23 protein-coding genes are annotated in these 23,540 nt (G+C 32.9%); 19 read left to right on the top strand and 4 right to left on the bottom strand.

Annotated elements, in window-relative coordinates; all coding sequences use genetic code 11:
• The first annotated feature begins 9 nt into the window (after nt 1-9).
• From EL260_RS20555 to EL260_RS20470, 18 genes are all read left to right on the top strand, one after another.
• Complete coding sequence (locus EL260_RS20555) at nt 10-1,281, top strand: glycosyl hydrolase family 28-related protein (RefSeq protein WP_123857377.1); 1,272 nt, start codon at nt 10-12, stop codon at nt 1,279-1,281.
• The gene (locus tag EL260_RS20550; protein ID WP_123857376.1) at nt 1,268-2,278 is read left to right on the top strand and encodes a glycosyltransferase; all 1,011 of its coding nucleotides are present in this window, start codon (nt 1,268-1,270) and stop codon (nt 2,276-2,278) included. The genes EL260_RS20555 and EL260_RS20550 overlap by 14 nt, the downstream gene beginning before the upstream one ends.
• A 3-nt stretch (nt 2,279-2,281) precedes the next feature.
• Nucleotides 2,282-3,316, top strand: a complete 1,035-nt coding sequence (locus EL260_RS20545; RefSeq protein WP_123857375.1) for a polysaccharide biosynthesis protein — start codon at nt 2,282-2,284, stop codon at nt 3,314-3,316.
• 23 nt (nt 3,317-3,339) lie between these two features.
• Nucleotides 3,340-3,747: a WxcM-like domain-containing protein gene (locus EL260_RS20540; RefSeq protein WP_123857374.1), complete on the top strand. Its 408-nt coding sequence runs from the start codon at nt 3,340-3,342 to the stop codon at nt 3,745-3,747.
• 2 nt (nt 3,748-3,749) lie between these two features.
• Nucleotides 3,750-4,868, top strand: a complete 1,119-nt coding sequence (locus EL260_RS20535) for a polysaccharide biosynthesis C-terminal domain-containing protein (protein WP_123857373.1) — start codon at nt 3,750-3,752, stop codon at nt 4,866-4,868.
• A gap of 15 nt (nt 4,869-4,883) precedes the next feature.
• The gene (wecB, locus tag EL260_RS20530) at nt 4,884-6,023 is read left to right on the top strand and encodes a non-hydrolyzing UDP-N-acetylglucosamine 2-epimerase (RefSeq protein ID WP_123857372.1); all 1,140 of its coding nucleotides are present in this window, start codon (nt 4,884-4,886) and stop codon (nt 6,021-6,023) included.
• Between the two features lie 6 nt (nt 6,024-6,029).
• A complete protein-coding gene (locus EL260_RS20525) occupies nt 6,030-7,226 on the top strand; it encodes a glycosyltransferase family 4 protein (protein ID WP_123857371.1) in 1,197 nt (398 codons plus the stop codon).
• Nucleotides 7,226-7,864 carry a sugar transferase gene (locus tag EL260_RS20520; protein WP_123857370.1) on the top strand — a complete coding sequence of 213 codons (639 nt, stop codon included), beginning with the start codon at nt 7,226-7,228 and terminating at the stop codon, nt 7,862-7,864. The genes EL260_RS20525 and EL260_RS20520 overlap by 1 nt, the downstream gene beginning before the upstream one ends.
• Nucleotides 7,865-7,868: 4 nt before the next feature.
• The gene (locus EL260_RS20515) at nt 7,869-8,414 is read left to right on the top strand and encodes a GNAT family N-acetyltransferase (RefSeq protein ID WP_123857369.1); all 546 of its coding nucleotides are present in this window, start codon (nt 7,869-7,871) and stop codon (nt 8,412-8,414) included.
• Between the two features lie 3 nt (nt 8,415-8,417).
• Nucleotides 8,418-9,446 carry an aspartate aminotransferase family protein gene (locus EL260_RS20510; RefSeq protein WP_123857368.1) on the top strand — a complete coding sequence of 343 codons (1,029 nt, stop codon included), beginning with the start codon at nt 8,418-8,420 and terminating at the stop codon, nt 9,444-9,446.
• Complete coding sequence (locus tag EL260_RS20505; protein WP_123857367.1) at nt 9,439-10,464, top strand: GNAT family N-acetyltransferase; 1,026 nt, start codon at nt 9,439-9,441, stop codon at nt 10,462-10,464. The genes EL260_RS20510 and EL260_RS20505 overlap by 8 nt, the downstream gene beginning before the upstream one ends.
• Nucleotides 10,465-10,470: 6 nt before the next feature.
• Nucleotides 10,471-11,607 (top strand): DegT/DnrJ/EryC1/StrS family aminotransferase, encoded by a 1,137-nt coding sequence (locus tag EL260_RS20500; RefSeq protein ID WP_123857366.1) that lies wholly within the window; start codon nt 10,471-10,473, stop codon nt 11,605-11,607.
• 13 nt (nt 11,608-11,620) lie between these two features.
• Nucleotides 11,621-12,190, top strand: a complete 570-nt coding sequence (locus EL260_RS20495) for a sugar transferase (protein WP_123857365.1) — start codon at nt 11,621-11,623, stop codon at nt 12,188-12,190.
• 15 nt (nt 12,191-12,205) lie between these two features.
• Nucleotides 12,206-12,751: a dTDP-4-dehydrorhamnose 3,5-epimerase gene (gene rfbC / locus EL260_RS20490; RefSeq protein WP_123857364.1), complete on the top strand. Its 546-nt coding sequence runs from the start codon at nt 12,206-12,208 to the stop codon at nt 12,749-12,751.
• A 96-nt stretch (nt 12,752-12,847) separates the two neighbouring features.
• Nucleotides 12,848-14,149: a 30S ribosomal protein S12 methylthiotransferase RimO gene (gene rimO / locus EL260_RS20485; protein WP_123857363.1), complete on the top strand. Its 1,302-nt coding sequence runs from the start codon at nt 12,848-12,850 to the stop codon at nt 14,147-14,149.
• Between the two features lie 387 nt (nt 14,150-14,536).
• Nucleotides 14,537-15,211 carry a hypothetical protein gene (locus tag EL260_RS20480; RefSeq protein WP_123857362.1) on the top strand — a complete coding sequence of 225 codons (675 nt, stop codon included), beginning with the start codon at nt 14,537-14,539 and terminating at the stop codon, nt 15,209-15,211.
• A 20-nt stretch (nt 15,212-15,231) separates the two neighbouring features.
• On the top strand, nt 15,232-15,984 hold the full coding sequence (locus tag EL260_RS20475) for a hypothetical protein (protein WP_123857361.1): 753 nt from the start codon (nt 15,232-15,234) through the stop codon (nt 15,982-15,984).
• Nucleotides 15,985-17,062: 1,078 nt separating this feature from the next.
• On the top strand, nt 17,063-17,434 hold the full coding sequence (locus tag EL260_RS20470; protein ID WP_103293848.1) for a septal ring lytic transglycosylase RlpA family protein: 372 nt from the start codon (nt 17,063-17,065) through the stop codon (nt 17,432-17,434).
• A 68-nt stretch (nt 17,435-17,502) separates the two neighbouring features.
• Here EL260_RS20470 and EL260_RS20465 read toward each other — a convergent pair whose 3' ends face one another.
• The 4 genes from EL260_RS20465 to EL260_RS20450 form a co-directional block, all read right to left on the bottom strand.
• On the bottom strand, nt 17,503-18,267 hold the full coding sequence (locus EL260_RS20465; protein ID WP_123857360.1) for an exodeoxyribonuclease III: 765 nt from the start codon (nt 18,265-18,267) through the stop codon (nt 17,503-17,505).
• Nucleotides 18,267-18,557: a YciI family protein gene (locus tag EL260_RS20460; RefSeq protein ID WP_123857359.1), complete on the bottom strand. Its 291-nt coding sequence runs from the start codon at nt 18,555-18,557 to the stop codon at nt 18,267-18,269. Before EL260_RS20460 ends, EL260_RS20465 begins: the two co-directional genes overlap by 1 nt.
• 111 nt (nt 18,558-18,668) lie before the next feature.
• Nucleotides 18,669-20,213 carry a T9SS response regulator signal transducer PorX gene (gene porX, locus EL260_RS20455; protein ID WP_123857358.1) on the bottom strand — a complete coding sequence of 515 codons (1,545 nt, stop codon included), beginning with the start codon at nt 20,211-20,213 and terminating at the stop codon, nt 18,669-18,671.
• Nucleotides 20,214-20,345: 132 nt separating this feature from the next.
• Nucleotides 20,346-21,986 carry a S41 family peptidase gene (locus EL260_RS20450; RefSeq protein ID WP_123857357.1) on the bottom strand — a complete coding sequence of 547 codons (1,641 nt, stop codon included), beginning with the start codon at nt 21,984-21,986 and terminating at the stop codon, nt 20,346-20,348.
• Between the two features lie 285 nt (nt 21,987-22,271).
• On the opposite strand from EL260_RS20450, the gene EL260_RS20445 reads away from it, so the two are divergent.
• A complete protein-coding gene (locus EL260_RS20445) occupies nt 22,272-23,498 on the top strand; it encodes an HD domain-containing protein (protein ID WP_123857356.1) in 1,227 nt (408 codons plus the stop codon).
• Nucleotides 23,499-23,540: the final 42 nt, after the last annotated feature.

Genomic DNA, 23,540 nt, shown 5'->3' with positions numbered 1-23,540 from the left:
ACTTAGTGTATGAAAAATATCGGTTTAATCATTTTGCTTTTTAATATTACATTTTGTTTTTCTCAGGATGTTAAGTATGTCTCGATTAATGATGCTGTACAAAATAGTAAGAATATTAATACAACAGACAAAGTATTTCTCCTGGATGAGAATGTGAATGAAGTTTTTGCTTTTGAAAAATATAATGGGCAACTTCCTAAAAGCTATAAAGCAGACCAGGTTATCTTTATCAATATAAAAGGACAGGTATATAAAAGAAGCTTCTCTGGGAATGTTAATGCAAAATGGTTTGGAAGTAAGGGAGATGGTAAAAATGATGATGTTACAGGTATTCAGAAAGCAATAGATTATCTTGCAGCTTTTGAAGGTGGAACTTTATTTATTCCAAAAGGAATCTATAAAACAAGTAAAGCAATTGAAGTAAAAGATCCTTTTATCAGTATTACCGGAGAAGGAATTAATGCAACAGTTATCAACTGTTTAGCCGATGGAATCAGACTGTCACCTTATAAAGATGTTTCAAGTGCCAAAGTAAGTGAATTAAGCATCAAAGGAACCAATAAAGCAGCTACGGCAGGCCTTATACTTAATAATTCAAATTTTTATTTTCTTGAAAAACTGAGGATTTCAAACTTTGATATTGGAATTAAAGGAGCTACAGCTGTAAATAATAAAATACGCGATTTCTATATTGGTGCATGTAGAAAAGGAATTGTTTTTGAAAATGGAAGTTATTTTACTTCAATTACAGATGGAATAATTACAAATTGCTCAGAAATAGGAATAGAAGAAAAGGGCTCAAGACTGATGATACAGAGAGTGGATATTGAGCAGATTGGTACCCTAAGAAATAAAGGATATGCAGAAGGAGGAATCGCTATTTTATGTGGTGCATCCACTGAAGTTAGAGATTGCCATATTGAAACAACTGAAATAGGATTTGGCTTAAATAGTTCTGGTAATGTTATTATAGACAATTGCTATCTTGGCTCAGGAAAATATGGTGTAAAGCAAATTAATAATGATGTAATTAATGGAAATTATTCCTTCAATAATATGCGATTTGTTAATTTTGAAACAGATTTCTATATTCCCAAAACATCCATCTACAATATTTCTGAAGGATGTATGGCATATACAAGTCAGGGGAACCAGAAAAATCTTAAGATAGTTGCAGCTAAAGAGCTAGGTATTTTTAAAAAATTAAAATACAATGCAGCCAGGAATTATGAGATAGAGTCAAATGTAAACACAATTTTGAATAATAATGTTATTAATTGATGCTTTGTATATTAACAATGGTGGGGGCAAGGTTCTTCTTGATTATTTAGTTCAGAAGTTAGTGGATCATAAATTGGAAGTTTTTTATCTCTTTGATGAAAGATGTTCACATGATTTTAGCTACATTCCATCTGATCGAAAGCAGTATTTAAAAGCATCCTTATCTAATAGACATACGTTTTATAAGAATAATTATCAAAAGTTTACTAAAGTATTCTGTTTTGGAAATTTACCCCCAACGCTCCAACTAAATATACCGGTCTATACCTATCTTCAACAAAAACTATTTCTTACTATTCCGAAAGAATTTAATATTTCCCAAAGATTATTGTTTAGAGTAAAATCCTTTATTTTTTCTAAATTTTTGAAGAATACAAATTTTCTTTTAGTGCAAAGCAATTTGATGAAAGAAAGCTTTTTGAAAAAATATACATTTAACGCTGATAATGTAGTAGCACTGCCATTTTATCCAAACGAGGATTTAATAAATAAAGAAGATCAGAGGGAAGCTGATTCATATATTTATGTAAGTGCAGGCACCCCGCATAAAAATCATATTCGGTTATTAAATGCATTTTGCAAATTTTATGATGAAACAAAAAGAGGGAAATTATATATAACAGTGGACCTTGGCACATTTATTTCTCTGGGAGAATTCATTCAAGAGAAAATAAATCAAGGATATCCTATCGTTAATTTAGGATTTGTTAAAAGAGAACAGTTAATAGAACGATATAATAGAACCGAGTATTTAGTTTTTCCATCTTTGGAAGAAAGCTTTGGGCTAGGTATTGTAGAAGCTATAGAGTGTGGCTGTAAAGTGATTGGTGCTAATTTACCTTATATGTTTCAGGTATGCGAACCAAGTGTTACTTTTGATCCTTTTGAAGAAAAAAGTATTTATCTCGCATTGGTAGAAAGTATAAAAAATAACGTACATTCAACACAGCAAATCATTAAAAATGAAATAAATCAATTGATTAAATTATTAAATTAAGACATGCAAATAAAAGATAAAATACTATTAATCACAGGTGGAACAGGTTCTTTTGGAACAGCTGTTTTGAATCGTTTTTTACAAACAGACCACTTTAAAGAAATTCGTATTTTTTCTCGTGATGAGAAGAAACAAGATGATATGCGAAATCTTTATAAGGATGATAAAATTAAATACTATATCGGTGACGTACGCGATTATAGTTCGGTAGAACCAGCGACACGAGGTGTAGACTATATTTTTCATGCTGCTGCTTTAAAGCAAGTTCCTTCATGTGAATTTTTTCCGATGCAAGCGGTAAAAACCAATGTGGAAGGTACCCAAAATGTAATTCGGGCAGCCGCGGCCAACAAGGTTCAGAAAGTGATATGTCTTTCTACAGACAAAGCGGCTTATCCAATTAATGCCATGGGTATTTCTAAAGCAATGATGGAAAAAGTTGCAGTTGCTGAGGCCAGAAACCTTACCGATACTGTAGTTTGCTTAACACGTTATGGCAATGTGATGGCATCCCGGGGATCAGTTATTCCTTTGTTTTTAAATCAAATTCAAAAAGGGCAGCCTATTACGATAACAGATCCTAATATGTCAAGATTTTTCATGTCATTGGAAGATGCCGTTGATTTGGTTTTATTTGCTTTTGAAAATGGAAATCCGGGGGATTTATTTGTAAACAAAGCACCGGCAGGAAGCATTGGAGATTTGGCTCAGGCATTAATCGAAATGACAGGAAAAGAAGTTCCTGTTAAAATTATTGGAACACGTCACGGAGAAAAACTATATGAAACGCTTTGTACCCGTGAAGAAATGACTAAAGCAGAAGATATGGGAGACTTTTATCGTATTCCAGCTGATAATCGAGACCTAAATTATGCTAAGTATTTTTCGGAGGGGGAAGAAGATGTTTCCAAAATAGAAGATTACCATTCTCATAACACAGAACAGCAAGGAGTTGAAGGGCTTAAAAAATTAATTTCTAAACTACCGCTTATTCGGAAAGAAATTTTTGGAGAAGACGTTATGCAATATCCATATTAATTAGATTTAAAATTCGGGAAATTATGATTCTGGCTGGTAAAAAACATGAAGATGAGAGAGGAATTATCACTTTCAATAATGAATTTGATGCTTCAGAAGTTAAACGTATTTATACCATAGAGAATCATTCTACAGAGTTTATAAGAGGCTGGCAAGGCCATAAAATAGAGCAACGTTGGTTTGCTTGTATGAAAGGAGAGTTTGAAGTGTCAGTGATCCAAATTGATGACTTTACTCAGCCTTCAAAAGATTTAATGATTACGAAATATCAGTTAGATTGCGAATCCTTAACTTATCTGCATATTCCAGCAGGGTATATAACTGCAATTCAAGCAAAAAAAGAAGGAAGTAAATTACTGGTTTTAGCAGATTATGCCTTGGGCGAAATCCAAGACGAATACCGATTCTCATTAGATTACTTTAAAAATTAACTATGAAAAAAGTAGGAATTACTGGACAAAAAGGTTTCGTTGGAAGCCATTTATACAATACTTTGGGATTATTTCCAGAAGAATTTGAAACTGTTGATTTTCAAAAAGAATTCTTTGAAGACGACGATAAATTAGATGAATTCACTAAAAAATGTGATGTAATTGTACATTTAGCAGCCATGAATCGTCATGATTCTGAGCAAGTGATTTATGAGACAAATGTTGCATTGTCAAATAAGCTGGTTGCATCGTTAAAAAGAACCCATTCTAAAGCTCATGTTTTGATTTCGTCTTCTACACAGGAAGAACGAGATAATCTGTATGGAAGATCAAAACGTGAGGGCCGCGAAGCCATTGTAAACTGGGCCAATGAAAATGGAGGGAAAGTAACCGGTTTGATTATTCCAAATGTTTTTGGAGCCTTTGGAAAACCTTTTTATAATTCGTTTATTGCTACTTTTTGTTATCAGTTAACACATGGTGAAATACCAACAATTGCCAATGATGGTGAAGTTAAGTTGATTTATGTCCAGGAATTGGTCATGAAAATTATTAGCGAGATTCGATCGGAAAAAAGTGAACCGGAATTATTTATAGAACCCACTTCAATTAAAAAAGTTTCAGAAGTGTTAGCTTTATTGAATGACTATAAAGTAAAATATTTTGATGGTGGAGAGATCCCGGTTTTGAAAGATAAATTCGAACATAATTTGTTCAACACTTATCGTTCTTATATGGATTATAAAACTCATTTTCCAGTTAAATTCACACAACATACAGATCCGAGAGGTGCATTTGTAGAAGTAATTCGTTTAGGAATTGGTGGCCAATGTTCTTTCTCAACTACAGTTCCGGATATTACCAGAGGAAACCATTACCACACTCGTAAAATTGAAAGATTTGCCGTAATTAAGGGTAAAGCTTTAATTCAATTAAGAAAAATTGATACAAATGAAGTCTTAGACTTTTATTTAGATGGAACAGAGCCTGCTTATGTAGATATGCCGATTTGGTATACCCATAATATCAAAAACATCGGAAACGAAGATTTGTATACAATTTTCTGGATTGATGAGCCTTTCAACCCGGAAGATGCAGATACCTATTTTGAAACTGTTTAATAGCTAAACATAAAAATGAAAAAATTAAAAGTAATGACGGTCGTTGGGACGCGTCCAGAAATTATTAGATTATCAAGAGTACTATCAGCTTTGGATGCATCCGAAGCTGTTGAACATATTATCGTCCACACAGGACAAAACTATGATTACGAACTTAACCAAATTTTCTTTGAAGATTTAGGTCTTCGTAAACCTGATTTCTTTTTAGAAGCAGCTGGTAAGACTGCAACTGAAACGGTAGGAAATATCTTAATTACAATTGATCCGCTTTTGGAAGAGTTGAAACCCGATGCTTTCTTAGTTTTAGGAGATACTAACTCTTGTCTTTGTGCAATTCCTGCTAAAAAAAGACATATTCCAATTTTCCACATGGAAGCAGGAAATAGATGTTTTGACCAAAGAGTTCCTGAAGAAACCAATCGTAAAATTGTAGATCATACTGCAGACATCAATCTTACTTACTCTGATATAGCCCGTGAATATCTGTTAAGAGAGGGGCTTCCGGCAGATAGAATTATCAAAACCGGTTCGCCGATGTTTGAAGTTTTAAATCATTATTTACCTGAAATTAAAGCTTCTAATGTTTTAGAAAAATTAAACCTTGAAAAAGGTAAATTCTTTGTAGTATCATCCCATCGTGAAGAGAATATCAATTCTGAAAAGAATTTCCGTGGATTAATGACATCTCTTAACGCTATTGCAGAAAAATATCAGTATCCGATTATTGTTTCTACCCATCCTAGAACACAAAATATGATTAACAAGATGCAAATTGAAATGCGTCCTGAAATTCAGTTTTTAAAACCTCTAGGTTTCCACGATTATAATGCATTGCAAATGAATGCTTATGCATGTCTGTCAGACTCAGGAACCATTTCTGAAGAGTCATCAATCTTAAATTTCAGAGCTTTAAATATTCGCCAGGCACATGAGCGTCCGGAAGCGATGGAAGAAGCATCTGTTATGATGGTTGGTTTGTCTCCAGAAAGAATTATGCAGGGATTAGTTCAGGTATTACAGCAAAAAGTAGATGAAGAAAGAAACTTCAGGCCAGTAGCAGATTACTCGATGCCAAATGTTTCAGAAAAAGTAGTAAGAATTATTATTTCTTACACAGATTATATCAAAAGAACGGTTTGGTCCGAAGAAATTTAAGATAATATGAATGTTGTTTTTCTCACGTTAGCCAGTATAGATTCGGTTGAACAGCGGGGTATCTATCAGGATCTGTTGCGGAAGTTCAGAGATGAAGGTCATGACGTTACCATTGTTACTCCTGTAGAAAGACGTCAGAAAATTTCTACGAATTTTAAACAGAAAGAAGGAGTTTCAATACTTCAGGTTAAAACATTCAATATCCAAAAAACGAATATTGTTGAAAAAGGTATTGGTACTTTGGCAATTGAATTTCAGTTTTTGTCAGCCATAAAAAAGTATCTGGCTCATAAAAAATTTGACTTGGTGTTGTATTCAACACCTCCTATTACATTCGCAAAAGTAATTGAATTTATAAAAAAACGGGATCATGCTTATAGCTATCTGTTATTAAAGGATATTTTTCCTCAAAACGCAGTAGATATGACGATGTTGAAAGAAGGTGGTTTTATTCATAAACAATTTTTAAAAAAGGAAAAAAAACTTTACCAGATTTCTGATACCATAGGATGTATGTCCCCTGCAAATGTCAGTTTTGTATTAACACATAATCCGGAAGTAAATCCGAAAAAAGTAGAGGTAAATCCGAACACCATTGAGCCTATAAAGTTCAATTATTCAGATGAAGAGAAAAAAGCAATTCGTGAAAAATACAATATTCCTGCAGACAGGAAAGTATTTGTTTACGGTGGTAACTTGGGCAAACCTCAAGGCTTGGATTTTCTGTTAGAAACAATTGAAGTAACAACAAATGAAGAAGCTTTTTTTCTGATTGTTGGTGGTGGGACAGAATTTGCAAGAATAAAAGAATGGTTTGATGCAAAACAACCCAAAAATGCTAAACTTTTACAGAGCCTTCCTAAAGAAGATTATGATAGAATGTTAGCAGCATGTGATATTGGATTGATATTCTTGGATAAAAGATTTTTAATTCCTAATTTTCCTTCACGCTTATTATCTTATTTAGAAATGAAGATGCCTGTACTGGTAGCAACTGATCCGAATACAGACATTGGGGATATTGTAGAAGAGAATGAATGCGGATATAAAGTATTATCGGGAGATCAGGAATCTATGCAAAATTGTTTAAACAAACTGTTAAATGAAGATTTGTCTGTTTTAGGAAATAATGCTGAAAAACTGCTTCTTAATAAATATACTGTTGATAAATCTTATTTTTTGATATCTAGCAAATTAAAATAATGTATAAAAATTTTTTCAAACGTTTTATTGATTTTTTTGCTGCGTTAATTGGGCTAATACTGCTTTCTCCAATTTTTATAATCGTTACTATTGGGTTGTATTTTGCTAATGACGGTAAGCCTTTCTTTTTTCAACTTCGCCCAGGAATGAATGAGCGCATCTTTAAGATCATAAAATTCAAAACAATGAATGATAAAAAAGATGCCAATGGTGATTTATTACAAGATGCTGATCGGCTAACAGGGATTGGTGCTTTTGTACGGAAAACGTCTTTGGACGAAATTCCACAATTAATAAATGTTCTAAAAGGAGATATGGCATTAATAGGACCAAGACCGTTGCTTCCTGAATATTTAGGATTATATAACGATCATCATAAAAGAAGACATGAAGTTCGTCCGGGTATTACAGGATTAGCACAGGTTAAAGGTCGTAATCAAATGAAATTCTCAGAGCGTTTTAATAATGATGTTTATTATGTTGATCATGTATCATTAAAATTAGACTTAGAAATATTATTAATGACTATAAAGTCTGTGCTTTTTAAATCTTCAACAATAGTTCATGGTCAAACAGTGGATGAAGTTGATGATTTAGGAATAAGTAAAAATCTTAGTAAGAATAATTTCAAAAAATAGCAATATGAATATTAAAGGTAACAAGGTTGTTTTAAGAGCAATAGAAGACAAAGATTTAGAATTACTTCACAAATGGTCTAATGATCCCGAAATTAATTATAAGCTTGGCGGATGGCATTTTCCTTCTAGTATGCAGGATCAACAAAAGTGGTTTAACAACTTTAATCTTAATTCCAATAATCAACGTTTTGCTATTGATACAGAAGAATTTGGATTAATAGGTATGGTCAATATTGTCGACATTAATTGGAAAGATAGACGTGCTTCTACTGGAATGTTATTGGGTGATAAAGATATGAGAGGTAAGGGATATGGTGTAGATACTGTGATGACCATGAATAAATACGCCTTTGAAGAACTTGGTTTAATGAGACTTGATACAACTATTATTGCAAATAATGAACCTTCCATAGGAGTTTATACAAAAAAATGTGGATGGGTTATTGAAGGAACTAAAAAGAATGCATACTTTAGAAAGAATCAGTGGTGGGATGAACTGATAGTGGGAATAACCAGAGATGATTATTTTGATCTGATAAAAAATAAATAATTATTGGCAAAAATAGATATGTATAAAGAATTTGGCTCCGGTTTTCATTATATACATTCTCAAAAGAAAAATGAAAATTTTTTTGAGAAAAATGATAATTACCATCTGTATTTTTCCGGAAGGGTAGCTCTATATAACTTACTTAAATTCGGAATAAAGACGTATAACTGGAATAAAGTAGGTTTTCCCAGCTATTATTGCCATGAAGTAGTCGGTTTTTTTGCAGATCTGGATATCGAGATTTTGTATTATGATTATAACCCGGAAGCAAATAACAAAGTAATTTGGGAGGATGACTCCCAAAGTGTAATTATTAATGTTTTGTATTTTGGGCAAATTAAAGCCGATTTAACACACTTACGTAATACAGTCATCATTGATGACCTGACACATGATTTAGCAGGTTTCAATAAGTCAACTGCAGATTATTGTTTTGCATCTCTCCGTAAACAGTTGCCGTTAGGAATAGGGGGAATGTGTAAGTATAAAAATGGTGAAAATATTGATACAGATCCTGATTATACCACTTTAGCTGAAAAAACATATATAAAAGTTTTATCAGCTATGTTTTTAAAAGAAGAGTATCTGCTTAACAATTTAGAAAACAATGATTTATATAGAAGGTACTATTTAGAAGCGGAAGATACTTTTAAAGATCCTCTGACTGATTCGCTCATGCCGTCGCAGGCAGAATTAATACTTTCAACATTTCCGGTTGAAGAAATTTTGAGAAAAACGGGTGATAATATTAGTTTAGGAGCTGGCTTAATTAAAAAATCAAGTAAATTTGAAGTTATTCCGAGCCGTTTCTGTTTATTATTAATATTTAAAGATCCAACTAATAGGAATCAACTCAGACAGTTCTTAATTGATAATAAAGTTTTTCCGGCTGTGTTATGGCCTAATCAGCTTAATAGTAAAGATAAAGATCTTGAATCCAGAATTTTAAATATTCATATGGATTTTAGATACTCCGAACAGGAAATAGAATATATAGCAAATAAAGTAAATAGTTTTTTTGAAAATGTATAGATTTGAAGTTATAGATAAATTGCAATCTGAATGGAATCAAATTGTAAAAGCATCCTCTGCTTATGATTTTCACCATACTGCATTCTACCATACAATAGATAATGGTTTTGATAGCAAATTGTTTGTAGCATATGAAGATGATGTATTTATAGCATTACCATTAGTAATAAGACCTATTGAAGAAACAGGTTTTTATGATTGTACTTCAGTGTATGGTTATGCGGGTCCTATTTCTAACATAAAAGATTTTAATTTCAGTTCAGATCTTAAAGAATTTTTCAAAAAAGAATTTGATAGATACTGTATAGAAAATTCAATTGTTTGTGCATTTTCAAGATTACATCCTTTAATTGATCAAGATCATTTTTTTGAAAATTTTGGGAAAATACTTAATGTTAATAAGACAATTTCAATAGATCTGACACTTCCAATTGATCAACAACGAGCATTATATGGGAAGTCAAATAAGTCACAAATAAATCAATTGCGAAGAAATGGTTTCACCGTTGAAGAAGCTAAAACCAGTGCTGATTTTGATGCTTTTGTTGAAATTTATTATGAAACAATGCACAGAGTAAATGCACTACCAAGTTATTTTTTTACAAAAGAATATTTTCATGCTTTTCTAAATAATAATGATTTTGATAGTAAATTACTTTTGGCTAAGCATGAGGGCAAAATAGTAGCTGGTGGTATTTTCACGATGACCAATAATATTATGCAGTATCATTTGTCAGGTACTACGGGAGAATATCTTCGAAATACACCAATGAAGCTACTGTTAGATGAAGCCAGACTTTTAGGGAATGAATATAAAATGGCTGCTTTACATTTAGGTGGAGGGGCAGGGGGTAGTGATGAAGACTCTCTTTTCTTATTTAAAGCCAGCTTTTCAAAGACACAATGTATGTTTAAGGTTTGGCAATACATCATTGATTTAGAAACATATAATAAGCTTTCCGAATCGGTAACAGATAAAAATAGTGGATTTTTCCCTTTATATAGAAGTAAAAATTAAAAACAGATGTCAGAAAAAATATGGTTATCCTCACCCCATATGGGAGGAACAGAATTAAAATATATTCACGAAGCATTTGATGCAAACTGGGTGGCTCCACTTGGACCTAATGTTAATGGATTTGAAGAAGATTTAGAGAATTTTTTAAATGCAGACGTAAAAGTAGCGGCATTATCTGCGGGAACTGCTGCAATTCATTTAGCTTTAATTGAATTGGGTGTTGGATATGGAGACGAAGTTATTTGTCAATCCATGACATTTTCTGCAACAGCAAATCCTATTGCATATCAAGGGGCAACTCCCATTTTTGTAGATTCAGAAACTGAAACCTGGAACCTTTGTCCAAAAGCATTGGAAGAAGCTATACAAGACAGAATTGCAAAAGGGAAAACGCCTAAAGCTATTTTAGCCGTTCATTTATATGGAATGCCTTATAAAGTGGATAAAGTTTCTGCTATTGCCGAAAAATATAATATTCCTGTCATTGAAGATGCTGCCGAAGCATTAGGTTCAACTTACAAAGGAAAAGCAGCAGGAACTTTCGGACGTTTTGGAGTATTATCCTTCAATGGAAATAAAATTATTACCACTTTCGGAGGTGGAGCATTAGTTTGCCGTTCTCAGGAAGATAAGGATAAAGCGGTTTTTTTATCAACTCAGGCACGAGATAATGCACCTCATTATCAGCATTCACATATCGGTTACAATTACAGAATGTCCAATATAACGGCAGGTATTGGGAGAGGACAAATGGAAGTTCTGTCAAGTCGTGTTGATGCACGTAGAGGAATGCATAAATTTTACAAAAATTTATTCGCTACCATTGATGGAGTAACTGTTTTTTCAGAGCCAGATGGTGATTATTACTCTAACCATTGGCTTTCCGCTATCGTCGTAGATCCGGAAGTTACAGGAAAAACCCGTGAAGAGCTTCGTTTAGCTTTCCTTGAAGATAATATTGAATCCAGACCTTTGTGGAAGCCAATGCATCTTCAGCCGGTTTTTGCTAATGCACCTTATTATGGGGGAAAAGTAGCAGAAGAATTATTTGATAACGGATTATGTTTACCTTCAGGTTCTAATTTATCTGATGAAGATAGAGTAAGAATATCAAATGTCATAAAAACATTCTTCGGATCTTAATTTTTAGAAATAAATGAATCAGTATACATATTGGAAAACTGTTTTTGATTTTATCCTAGCGATAATGTTGACTGTTTTTCTGATACCACTGCTGATTATTTTATTCATTATTGCTAGTTTAGATACATCTTCCAATGGTATTTTTTTTCAAAAACGAGTTGGTCAGTATGGAAAAACTTTTACGATTTTTAAGTTTAAAACCATTCATGGGAAAAAAAGAACCTGTTCAAAAACAGGGCAAATTCTCAGAAAATTAAAACTGGATGAGCTTCCCCAATTGTTCAATATTTTAAAAGGAGATATGAGTTTTGTGGGGCCGAGACCAGATATTGAAGGATATTATGATAAACTTAAAGGCGTCGATAGAAAGGTACTGGAATTAAAACCTGGGTTGACATGTGAAGCCAGTATTGTATACAGAGATGAAGAAAATATTCTTAAGATGCAGAAAGATCCGTTACAATATAATGATGAAGTATTATTTCCACATAAAGTAAGAATGAATCTGGATTATCTGGAAAATATATCTTTCAGCAATGATATCAAAATCCTATTGAGAACCCTAATAACTATTTTAAAATAAAATTTTCTGACTATTATGAAAATTAAAGAAACCCCACTTAAAGATTGTTACATTATAGAACCTACTATTTTCGAAGACGATAGAGGGTATTTTTTTGAAAAGTTCAACGAGAAAAAGTTTGAAGAACTTACAGGAATGAACGGACATTTTGTTCAGGACAACGTTTCCAAGTCTTCTTATGGTGTATTAAGAGGGCTTCATCTTCAAAAAGGTGAACATGCTCAGGCCAAATTAGTATCATGTCTTGAAGGAAGTGTATGGGATGTAGCAGTTGATCTCAGAGAAGATTCTCCAACTTTTGGCCAATGGTTCGGAATTGAACTTTCTGCGGAAAATAAATTACAGCTTTATGTACCAAGAGGTTTTGGACATGGTTTTTCCGTATTGAGTACCCATGCCGTATTCTCTTATAAATGTGATAACTTTTATAATAAAGAGTCTGAAGGAAGTGTGAAGTATAACGATGCTGATCTTGATATAGATTGGAAAATTGATGAAAAAGATGCTTTGCTTTCAGATAAGGACCAGAATGCCCCTGGCTTTAAAGAAAAAAACTTTTAAAGTATAATACTGAGAACCACTTTTTTAAAGTGGTTTTTATTTTTGTAAGCCTAACTCTTTAATATTTTGTATCTTTGCAGACTCAAAATCAAAAAGATGCGTACAAAATCTGTAGGGAAGAAAAAAATCAATGTAGTTACACTTGGATGTTCCAAAAATGTATATGACTCTGAAGTATTAATGAGCCAGTTGAAAGCCAATGGGAAGGAAGTGGTTCATGAAGATCGCGGAGATATTGTGGTTATTAATACCTGCGGATTTATTGACAATGCTAAAGAAGAATCAATTAATACTATTCTAGATTATGTAGAGGCTAAAAATAGAGGTGAAGTAGAAAAAGTATTCGTTACAGGGTGCCTTTCCGAAAGATACAAGCCGGATTTGGTAAAAGAAATTCCTGATGTAGATCAGTATTTTGGTACAAGAGATCTTCCTTTATTATTAAAGCATCTTGGAGCAGACTACAAGCATGAATTGGTAGGAGAGCGATTAACAACTACACCAAAACACTATGCATACCTTAAAATTTCAGAAGGATGTGACAGACCATGTTCTTTCTGTGCAATTCCTTTGATGAGAGGTGGGCACGTTTCCACTCCAATTGAAAAGTTGGTTTCTGAAGCTCAAAAACTGGCGAAAAAAGGAACGAAAGAATTAATTCTTATTGCTCAGGATCTTACTTATTATGGGTTGGATATTTATAAAAAAAGAGCATTGGGAGATTTATTGAAAGAATTGGTAAAAGTAGAAGGAGTAGAATGGATTCGTCTTCATTATGCTTTCCCAAGCGGTTTCCCTGAAGATGTTTTGGATATTATCCGTGAAGAACCTAAAGTTTGTAATTATATAGATATTCCTCTTCAGCATATCAATTCTGATCTGTTGAAATCTATGAAAAGAGGAACTACCCATGAGAAGACTGATGCTCTTTTAGGAAAATTCAGAGAGAAAGTTCCTGATATGGCCATCAGAACAACCCTGATTGTAGGATATCCGGGAGAAACGGAAGAAAGATTCCAGGAACTTAAAGATTGGGTAAGAGAACAGAAATTTGACAGATTGGGATGTTTTACCTATTCTCATGAGGAAAATACAGGTGCTTATGTATTGGAAGATGATATTGCACAAGAAGTAAAAGAAGCAAGGGTAGAAGAAATCATGGAACTGCAATCTCAGATTTCATGGGAAAAGAACCAGGAAAAAGTAGGAAAGGTATTCAGATGTATGTTTGATCGTAAGGAAGGGAACTACTTTATTGGAAGAACAGAATATGATTCTCCGGATGTAGATAATACCGTTTTAGTGTCAGCTGAGGATACCTATATTTCAATTGGGGAATTCGCAAATGTTAAGATTACTTCGGCCGAAGAATTTGACTTATATGGTGAATTAATATAAAAATATAAACCATTATTAATCAGGATAAAAAGTTTTGTATTTCGAGAGGTAAAAAGATGAAATATTAATTGAATTTAACATGAAATTATTTGTCCTGGTATTTTAAATATTTGATTTTCAATATTTTGTTTATTTGAATATTAAGAATTTTTAATTTTCTTTTATAAAGTATGTAAATTAGAAAATTATGTCTTAAATTTGCGGAATAAGCAATGTTTTTAAATCATGTGCTATCAATATCAATAAGTTATTATTAAAATTTAGCTAGAAATTCTAAAAATATTTTTAATATTTATACTAGCCATAAGATATTAAGCACAAGTTGAGATACATTTTCCTTTTGGAAATATTGATGAAAAATAATGTAATTAAAATCTTTAAAAACTTATGAAAAAATTTTTATTAACAGCAACTATGCTCGTTGCCTTTACGGCTCTTTCCAAGGCTCAGCAGGGGAGAGTGGGGATTAACACGACCACACCTGCCGCAACTTTAGATGTAGTAGCAAGTACTGATGCTACTAGGCCTGATGCCTTATTAGTCCCTCGTCTATCAAGAGCTGATCTTGAAGCCAAAACTGCAGCTTATGCTAATGGTAATGCTACTGCAGCAAGTGCTCAAAATGGAGCGCTTGTATTTATTAACGCGCTAGGAGGTACAGGAACTGGTAAAACAGTTAATGTTACAGCTAATGGATTTTATTATTATGATGGTACAAACGGGAATAACGTTTGGAAACCAGTAGGTGGTGGTGGAACTCAAAGATACGAAGGTATTGTAGGTACTACTGCATCTGTTACCGGTGCTGCTTATACAGTTGCTAATAGTGACTTCCTTATTGTAACAGCTGCTGCTGCAGGAGTTACAATAACATTACCTGCTGCCGATGCTACAAATGCAGGTAGAGTAGTGGTAATCTCCAATCAGAATACATCAGCAACTACGGTTACTGTAATATCTGCAAATGGTGTTGCACTTGCAGGTACTGCTACTGTTTTACAATTTAGAGGAAAACAATTTGTGTCTGATGGTACAAAATGGGTTTCAATATCGTATAACTAATATTTTAAAAATCCAATACAATGAAAAAAATAGTATTATTTAGCATATTTTGTTTCCTTTCATCTAACTTATCTCATGCTCAGATTGCAACTAACCAGCAGCCTGTTTCTACAGTTACGGATGAGAATGTATTTTTGGACGCAAGCTCAAATTTTGATCCAAGTGCCAATTCATCTAATACAAATGGTAAAGGTTTAGTATATCCAAGAACTAACCTTACTACATGGGTATTTAAAACAGACAATGTGGATGGGATCAATTTTCCTACAGGTTTTGATGGAATGATTGTTTACAATACAGGAACAGGGAACACGTTAACAGGGACTAATAATCCAACTGTTGCTTCTGCTGTAACTCCAGGGTTTTATTATTTCTCTAACCCTATAGTAGCGGGTACCGCTACAGGTAGTGCTGCCGTTTCAACAGGAAGATGGTTGCCAATAGGATCAAGCCCAAGAGTGAACATCGCTACTGCTGAAACAACTACAAATACAGCAATCAACGGAAATCAGATATATGCTAAGAGAGGAACCTTCACCACGAGTGGAACTTCTACAGCTCCTACAACCTATTCAAACCAGGCTGCAATTGCAAGCCCGGGAAGCCTTTATAGAATAACAATTTATCAGTCAGGAACAAACAATGTATACTCAAACAGTGTATATTCTTATGCCGCTGATGGTTCTTTTGTAACAGGGTCACCAAGTATGTCTGTAGTTTATCCTGCAGGAACATATAATTATACTGTAGAGTATACAAAAACAAACAATTAATTCTTAATTAATTATAACTTATAGAAGCCGATGATTTAATTTTCATCGGCTTTTTTATTTAATACAACCAAATGTTATCAGAATATTTTATGACGTGTTTAATTGAAAGATTATAAAAGTATTTTAAATTAAAACCAACAGCTAGTTCGTTGGTTTTTTGTTTTTATCCTGTGATAACGTTTTATTTGGAATGCCTCTCATTTATAATTTTTAATGATAATCGCTTTTAATAAATAAGAATCAGGAGAAGGTATCATTTAAAATGAATCCCGTGTAAAATTTAATGAACAAACAAAATTGAATCTAATTTGATTTCATGTTGTGCTATGAATTGATTACTAATATATAGGATAATTAGATCATATACGTTTCAAGAGATTTGTTTCGTAATAGAAAAGATATGATAGTGGCTTTTTAAAACGAATTAAAAGTAAATCAGAAAGAAGTGTTCTAAATATAATTTGAGGCTTTTTAGATAAGCTTTTCATATGAAATGGATGAAGCATAATATATATACATATAAGAGACTCATTTACTTTTCTTGTAAAAAGTTTTTCCATCTGATTCTTAACCCTTATTTTTGAAAGATAATTACCAAGAGAAGTTGATCTTTTAAATAAATAATGAATAAAAATAGGATATAATTTGAGGTAACAATTAATTAAACTTGAATTTTGAACTTAATATTGCTGTTAAAATAATTCTTAAAGATTAAAATTTGTTACGTTCGAGCTATTCTATCAGCTATTTTATGCTGTAGAGACTCTTAACATTTTCAGCCATTCAAAAATTAGTTTTATGCATTTAATTAATATTTAGTGTTTTTATAAATCATTGAATATTAAATATTTATGATTTTGTTTTGTTTAAATTATGCATGAATTAGTTAATTAAATTAACATTTGGCTTGTTTTTTTAACACTTTTTAACAATGGTCTTTAAAATCCCTATCCATAGGTGGTTACAAGGGTGATTAACATATAATTTGGTTTTTATTAACAGTATTTAACAATTGGAATAGGGAGTTAATGAGATTCCTGATACTTTTGCCCTGTCAAAAACCAATAAAAGTTTCAAAATGATGAAAAGATTCATTCTCGTAATCATAATGATGATTTCAACCTTAGGTGTTTACTCGTTTACAAGTAATGCCTTAGATGCGAAAAAAACAAGTTATGCATCGTACTACCACGATAAATTTAACGGTAGAAAAACTGCTAGCGGAGAAATCTTTGATAATTCAAAGTTTACTGCAGCAAACAGAACGCTTCCATTTGGAACAAATGTTAAGGTAACAAACCTTAAAAATGGGAAAGAGGTAATAGTGAGGATTAATGACAGAGGACCTTTCCATTCATCAAGATCTTTAGACATGTCTAAAGCAGCGTTCGATGAGATCGGAGATATCAACCATGGTACAATTCCGGTCGAATATGAAATTGTCGATTAATTTTATGATTTAAATTAAAAAAAGCCAGCTGATTTCAGCTGGCTTTTGTGTTGATGATATAAGAATTATTAAATACTCAATTCCAGTAAGGCAGGACAGTGGTCAGAGTGAACTGCTTCCTTTAAAATAACAGCTCTGGTAAGTTTATCCTTTAAGCTGTAAGAAGTGAAGTTATAATCCAATCTCCAGCCTTTGTTTCTTTCCCTGGAATTTTGTCTGTAGCTCCACCATGTATAATTGTCAGGCTCATTGTTGAAAAATCTGAAACTGTCAATCAATTCACATTCATTGATGAAATCGGTCATCCACTCTCTTTCCATAGGAAGAAATCCTGAAACGTTTTTTAAGCCAACAGGATTGTGAATATCAATCGCCTCGTGGCAGATATTAAAATCTCCTGATATAATAAGATTGGGAATCTCCTTTTTCAGGTTTTTGATATAAGTAAGAAAATCATGGCAGAACTGCATTTTGAAATCAAGTCTTTCAATATTTGATGCAGAAGGTACATATACTGAAATGGCAGAGAAACCATCAAAATCAGCACGGATAACTCTCCCTTCATTATCGTAACTTTCAATACCACAACCATACTCTACATGATTTGGCTTTACTTTTGAGGCAATTCCGACCCCACTATAGCCTTTTCGTACGGCTGAATGCCAATAACTGTGATATCCTAATTTTTCAAGGCTTTCGATGTCGATCTGGTCGTTTCCGGCTTTACTCTCCTGAATACAGATCACATCCGGATCAGCAGTTGTAAGCCAACCCAGAAAATCTTTTGTAAATGCCGCTCTGATTCCATTGACATTGTATGTAATTAATTTCATTAGTCTTCTATAAATATTTTAAAATTTTCGTTGTATTTCGAGGGAATAAATTCGGTAATGTCATAATCCGCTATTTGATGGATATTGAACGGATCATCTTTGATGATCCGTTCAATCTCATTTTTAGAAGCAGCTTTGCATATAATAATTCCCCCGGTTCTTGGCTCTTTTCTTCCCGAAGCAATAAAAAAACCTAAGTCATAATGTTTTTGAAGAAAGGAATTATGTTCCGGGATATAGCGCTCCACATTTTCAATAGGTACTTTATACGTAAGTGAAATAATGAACATTTTTTATTTTTTACGAAGATAGGAACTCTTACAGACTATAAAAAAAGAAGCGGGAAAAATCAATTGATTTTTCCCGCTTTAAACCCAAAATTAAATAAACTATGAAAAAAACTACTTGGGTTCTAAAATGCTGATAGGAATGATACATTCTTCCAATGAGATTCCACCATGTTGGTAGGTTTCTTTATAGTAATTTACAAAATGATTGTAGTTCTTAGGATAAGCAAGGAATATATTGTTTTTAGCAAAAATATATTTTGAACTTAAATTTCCTTTTGGAAGGAAAAGCTTTTCAGGATTGGTAATTGCCCAAACATCACTGTCATCATACGTTAAACTTTTACCGGTTTTATATCGGATATTAGTAGAGGTTTCTCTGTCACCCACTACTTTGCTTGGCTTTTTAACATAAACCGTTCCATGGTCAGTGGTAATCACTAATTTATAACCGTTTTCAGCTGCTGTTTTAATAATCTTCAATAAAGAAGAGTTTTCAAACCAATTAAGCGTTAAAGAGCGGAAAGTTTTATCATCACGGATAAGCTGGTCTACAATATGATTATCGGTCTTAGCGTGAGAAAGAATATCAATAAAGTTATAAACAATCACCAAAAGATCATTGTTCTTATGCTGATTGAAATCATCGTAGATCTTTCTTTCAAAATCAGCGTTCAATACCTTAAGGTATTTCATAGACTTGGATCCAAGACCTATTCTTTTCATTTGATCCTCCAGAAAGTCACGTTCAAATTCATTTTTGTTTCCTTCTTCATTATCATTAAACCATTTATCAGGGAAACGTTTTTCAATTTCCGATGGCATCAAACCTGCAAAGAAAGAGTTTCTTGCATACTGTGTAGCAGTTGGAAGGATACTATAATAATAATCTTCCGAAATTTTATTGTAATATTTTGTAAATAAAGGCTCAACGACTTTCCATTGATCGTAACGAAGGTTATCAACCATTAATAAAAGAACTTTCTCTTTTTCAACCTCAGGCTTTACTTTTTCCTTAAAAAGGGTATGGCTCATCAGGGGTTTGTCAGAATCAGTAAGCCAGTCTGCATAATTTTTTTCAATAAACTTGGCAAACTGAATATTAGCTTCTTCCTTTTGAGATTGTAATAGATCTGCAAATTCATTATCTGCCACTTTATCAAACTTGATTTCCCAGCTTAGGATCTTTTTATAATATTCAGCCCAGTCCTGGTAGGTTCTTAAGTAAGAAAGTTCCATAGAAAGGTTTCTGAATTCCTGTTGATATTGTAAGATAGTTTTTTGTTCTACAAGATTATCCTGCTGAAGATTCTTTTTTAATGAAAGTAATATCTGGTTAGGATTGACAGGTTTTAGGATATAATCTGCAATTTGGGAACCGATAGCCTCTTCCATGATGTGTTCCTCTTCACTTTTGGTGACCATTACTATTTTTAAGGAGTTGTCTTTTTCCTTAATCATAGGAATTGCTTCCAACCCGGAAATACCAGGCATATTCTCATCAATGAGTGTTAGGGCAAATTTCTCTGAATCCATTAGTTCCAAAGCCTCATTTACATTGTTAACAGGGGTTACCTGATAACCTTTCTTTTCTAAAAATACGATATGAGGTTTAAGTAAATCTATTTCATCATCGATCCATAATATCTTTTCTGACATAATTTATTTTTTACATGGTTATTGTATCAAAATGTTGACCAAATCCTTTTAAAATCTCACAAAATAGGAAGTTTAAAAGTTAAATATTAGTTAAATGGAAATGGCCTATCACACTTCCTGTTTCTGTATGAGTTAATTCTTATTTTTTATATATAGCAAAGCCCTTTCCAAAACTTCATCTTTACTGTTTTTGAGTCCTTCTGCAGTTGGTTTTACCAGGATATCCGGAATAATTCCGATCCTTTGGGTTTCTCTACCATCCGGGTAGTAGGCTCCAAGGCCGGTAAAGCAAGTATCCAAGTCTGCAATTTTAAATTTAATAATATCTCCATTGGCACCGGAAGTATTGCTGCCGATCACTTTGGACTTAGGATGCTGCTTGAACATCATCGTGGTAGTCTCCGCCTGACTTTGGGTATTTTCGTCTACCAAAACGATTACATTTCCTTTATAATAATCGGGATTCTTGCGGCCAATATTGTTCTTTCTGCTATAAAATTTACCAGGATAATTTGTTTCCGGGAAGTTGAACTGATAATAAGTGGTGGATTGGGGGAGTAACAATTCGCTTAAAGGAATAATGGTAAGCTTAGGATAGTTTCTAAGATCAAAAATAATTGATTCTGCAGATTTTAAGTTTCTGTACATTTCACTCACATCATCTTTAGCAAGGATTCCCATATGGACATAACCGATTTTCTTTTCATCATCCAGGAACTTCCATTTTTGAGATTCAGGAACTTTTTTGATGATGATATCCTTAACAAAATAAGTCTTTGCAATTATCTCCATATTTTGCCCGTTTCTTTCTAATTTGACGGAAAGTGAATCACTATTACTAAAAAGAAGTTTACTCTTTACCTTATTTACTTTTCCCCAGGAGTTGGAGGCAGGAATGTATTTTCCGAGGCTGTTGACCATTTGAGGAATTGTTTTTCCATTTATATCATAAATAACATCACCGATATTGAATGGTGTTCTTTCATGAAATCGAGTGTCATTAATCTTTGTAATAACCAGTTTCCCTTCTGCATAAGAATATTCTACAGGAAGTTTTCTGTTTCCATATAGATGAAGACTAATCAATGGGGAAAAGAGAAAAGCATGGGAGTCATCAGTCTTTGTCACCAATTCTGCTAAAGTCAATTGATAATCCTGATCATTATTAATATTGAGAAATTTTGGAATCATTTCAGTAAGAACATCATTCCAGTTTTGATCCGTTTCATATTTATAAGGAAAAAAATACTCCACGTAATTCCAATATCTGAACAATTCTAATAAACTGATCTGTTTGGAAGAGAATTTTGATCCATAAGAATTTTCATTTCTGAAAAATATTTTTCGTCCTCCTTTTCCTAAATAATGATTGTTGCCGATGCCGCGGTTGTTTTCAATATAATGAAGTTTTTGAGACGTGGCCCGGGTAAATATATTTGAATTGTCTATCCAATTCAAATCAAAGTTTTTTAGGAAATACGTTTTATCAGTTTCCTGCAGACATTCTGTACACTCATTAACCTTTCCCAGGCTTTCAATCCAACGAGAATATACATCATTTAATGCTTCTTTATTATTAATTCCTTCAAGTTCATTAATTTTTTTGAAAAGTTGCTGATCCCAATTCAGATTTCCTTTTGCTACGTGAGGGTGATAATATTTTAGAAATCCCCAAACCCTGCAAAGGGATTCCAGTTTTTGATTTTCAGATAAAACCTGTGCGGAAAAATGAAGACTTAAAAATAAAAAAATGAAAAGAAAACGTTTTCTCATCAAAAGAATTGAGTTTTCTCAAAGATAAGTGATTAAGGCAAGAACCGCAAAGGTTTTTTGATGAATGTGGGAAAAGGTAAGGAAGCTGTGAACTGGAAGAGGGAAGTTAATAGAGGTTCGTTATGATAACAAATCTATACCTATCATTTATTCTCAAAATAAATTGGCATTCACTGCTTATTGTCAACAATAGCTTCCCTCTTTTTGTTTCCAGCCTTTTAATACTAATTTAATCATCCCTCAAATTAAAAATCCCTAACTTTGTTTACTCATACAGACGTTTCAATGCAGAATAAGCTAAAAATTATCAACGATCCTGTTCATGGATTTATCAAGATTCCTCACGAAATTTTATTTGATATTATTGAACATCCCTATTTTCAGAGATTGAGAAGAATTGGTCAGACCGGTCTTTTAAATCTGATTTTTCCAGGTGCTACACACACAAGGTTTCACCATGCTTTGGGTGCGATGCATTTAATGTTTACTGCTTTGGAAACCTTAAAGCAGAAAGGGGTTAAGATTTCTGAAGAAGAGGAAAAAGGAGCGATGTTGGCTATTTTAATGCATGATATCGGACACGGCCCGTTTTCCCATGCTTTGGAGAGTATGCTGATGGATGACTGGCATCATGAAAAACTTTCTTTATTGCTGATGAATAAACTTAATGAAGAATTTAATGGTCAGCTAACCATGGCTATTGAAATGTTTCAGGGGCAATACCATAGGAAGTTTTTTAATCAGCTTATCTCATCTCAATTGGATGTTGACAGATTGGATTATTTGAAAAGAGATAGCTTTTTTACGGGCGTATCAGAGGGAAATATAAATACCCAGAGAATTATTTCCATGATGAATGTGTGTGAAGAAGGAGAACTGGTTATTGATGCAAAAGGAATTTATTCTATAGAAAACTTTTTGACGGCCAGAATGTTTATGTACTGGCAGGTATATTATCATAAAACCTCAGCCTTAGCTGAATTCCTGTTGGTAAAGATTCTTGAAAGAGCAAAATATCTGATTTCTCAGGGGATTGAGCTTCCCGCAACAGAAAATCTGAAATATTTTTTGTACCGTGGAAAGAGTGCAGCAACAGATGAAGATATCGAAAGATTTACAAGATTAGATGATAATGATGTGATTCAGGCTATGAAAGAATGGCAGAACTCTGATGATTTTGTTTTATCTTATTGGTGTAAAAGTGTTATTCAAAGAAACCTTCCGAAGACTATTATTTCAACACATCCTTTTGATAAGAAGGTTATTGAAGAAAAAATAAAAATCACCAATGATTTTTTTGGAATTGATAATGGGAAAGAGTTGGTTCATGAGATCAAAAGAAAACTTTTACCTTATGATACCGAAAAGCAACCAATTTATTTATTGCAGAAAAAGGGTAAAAGAATAAAGCTTCATGAATCAGAAGATCAGCTTTTATCAGGGTTGATGGCAAATAAAACCACACGTTATATCCTTATGTTTCCAAGAGATATCTCTCGTTTAGATTCATAAATAATATTAAAATTGAATATCTGAAATCAAAAGATGTTTGCA

It is taken from the genome of Chryseobacterium nakagawai, from assembly GCF_900637665.1.
GTDB classification, from domain to species: Bacteria; Bacteroidota; Bacteroidia; order Flavobacteriales; family Weeksellaceae; genus Chryseobacterium; species Chryseobacterium nakagawai.
This window is presented reverse-complemented; position numbering and strand designations above follow the sequence as displayed.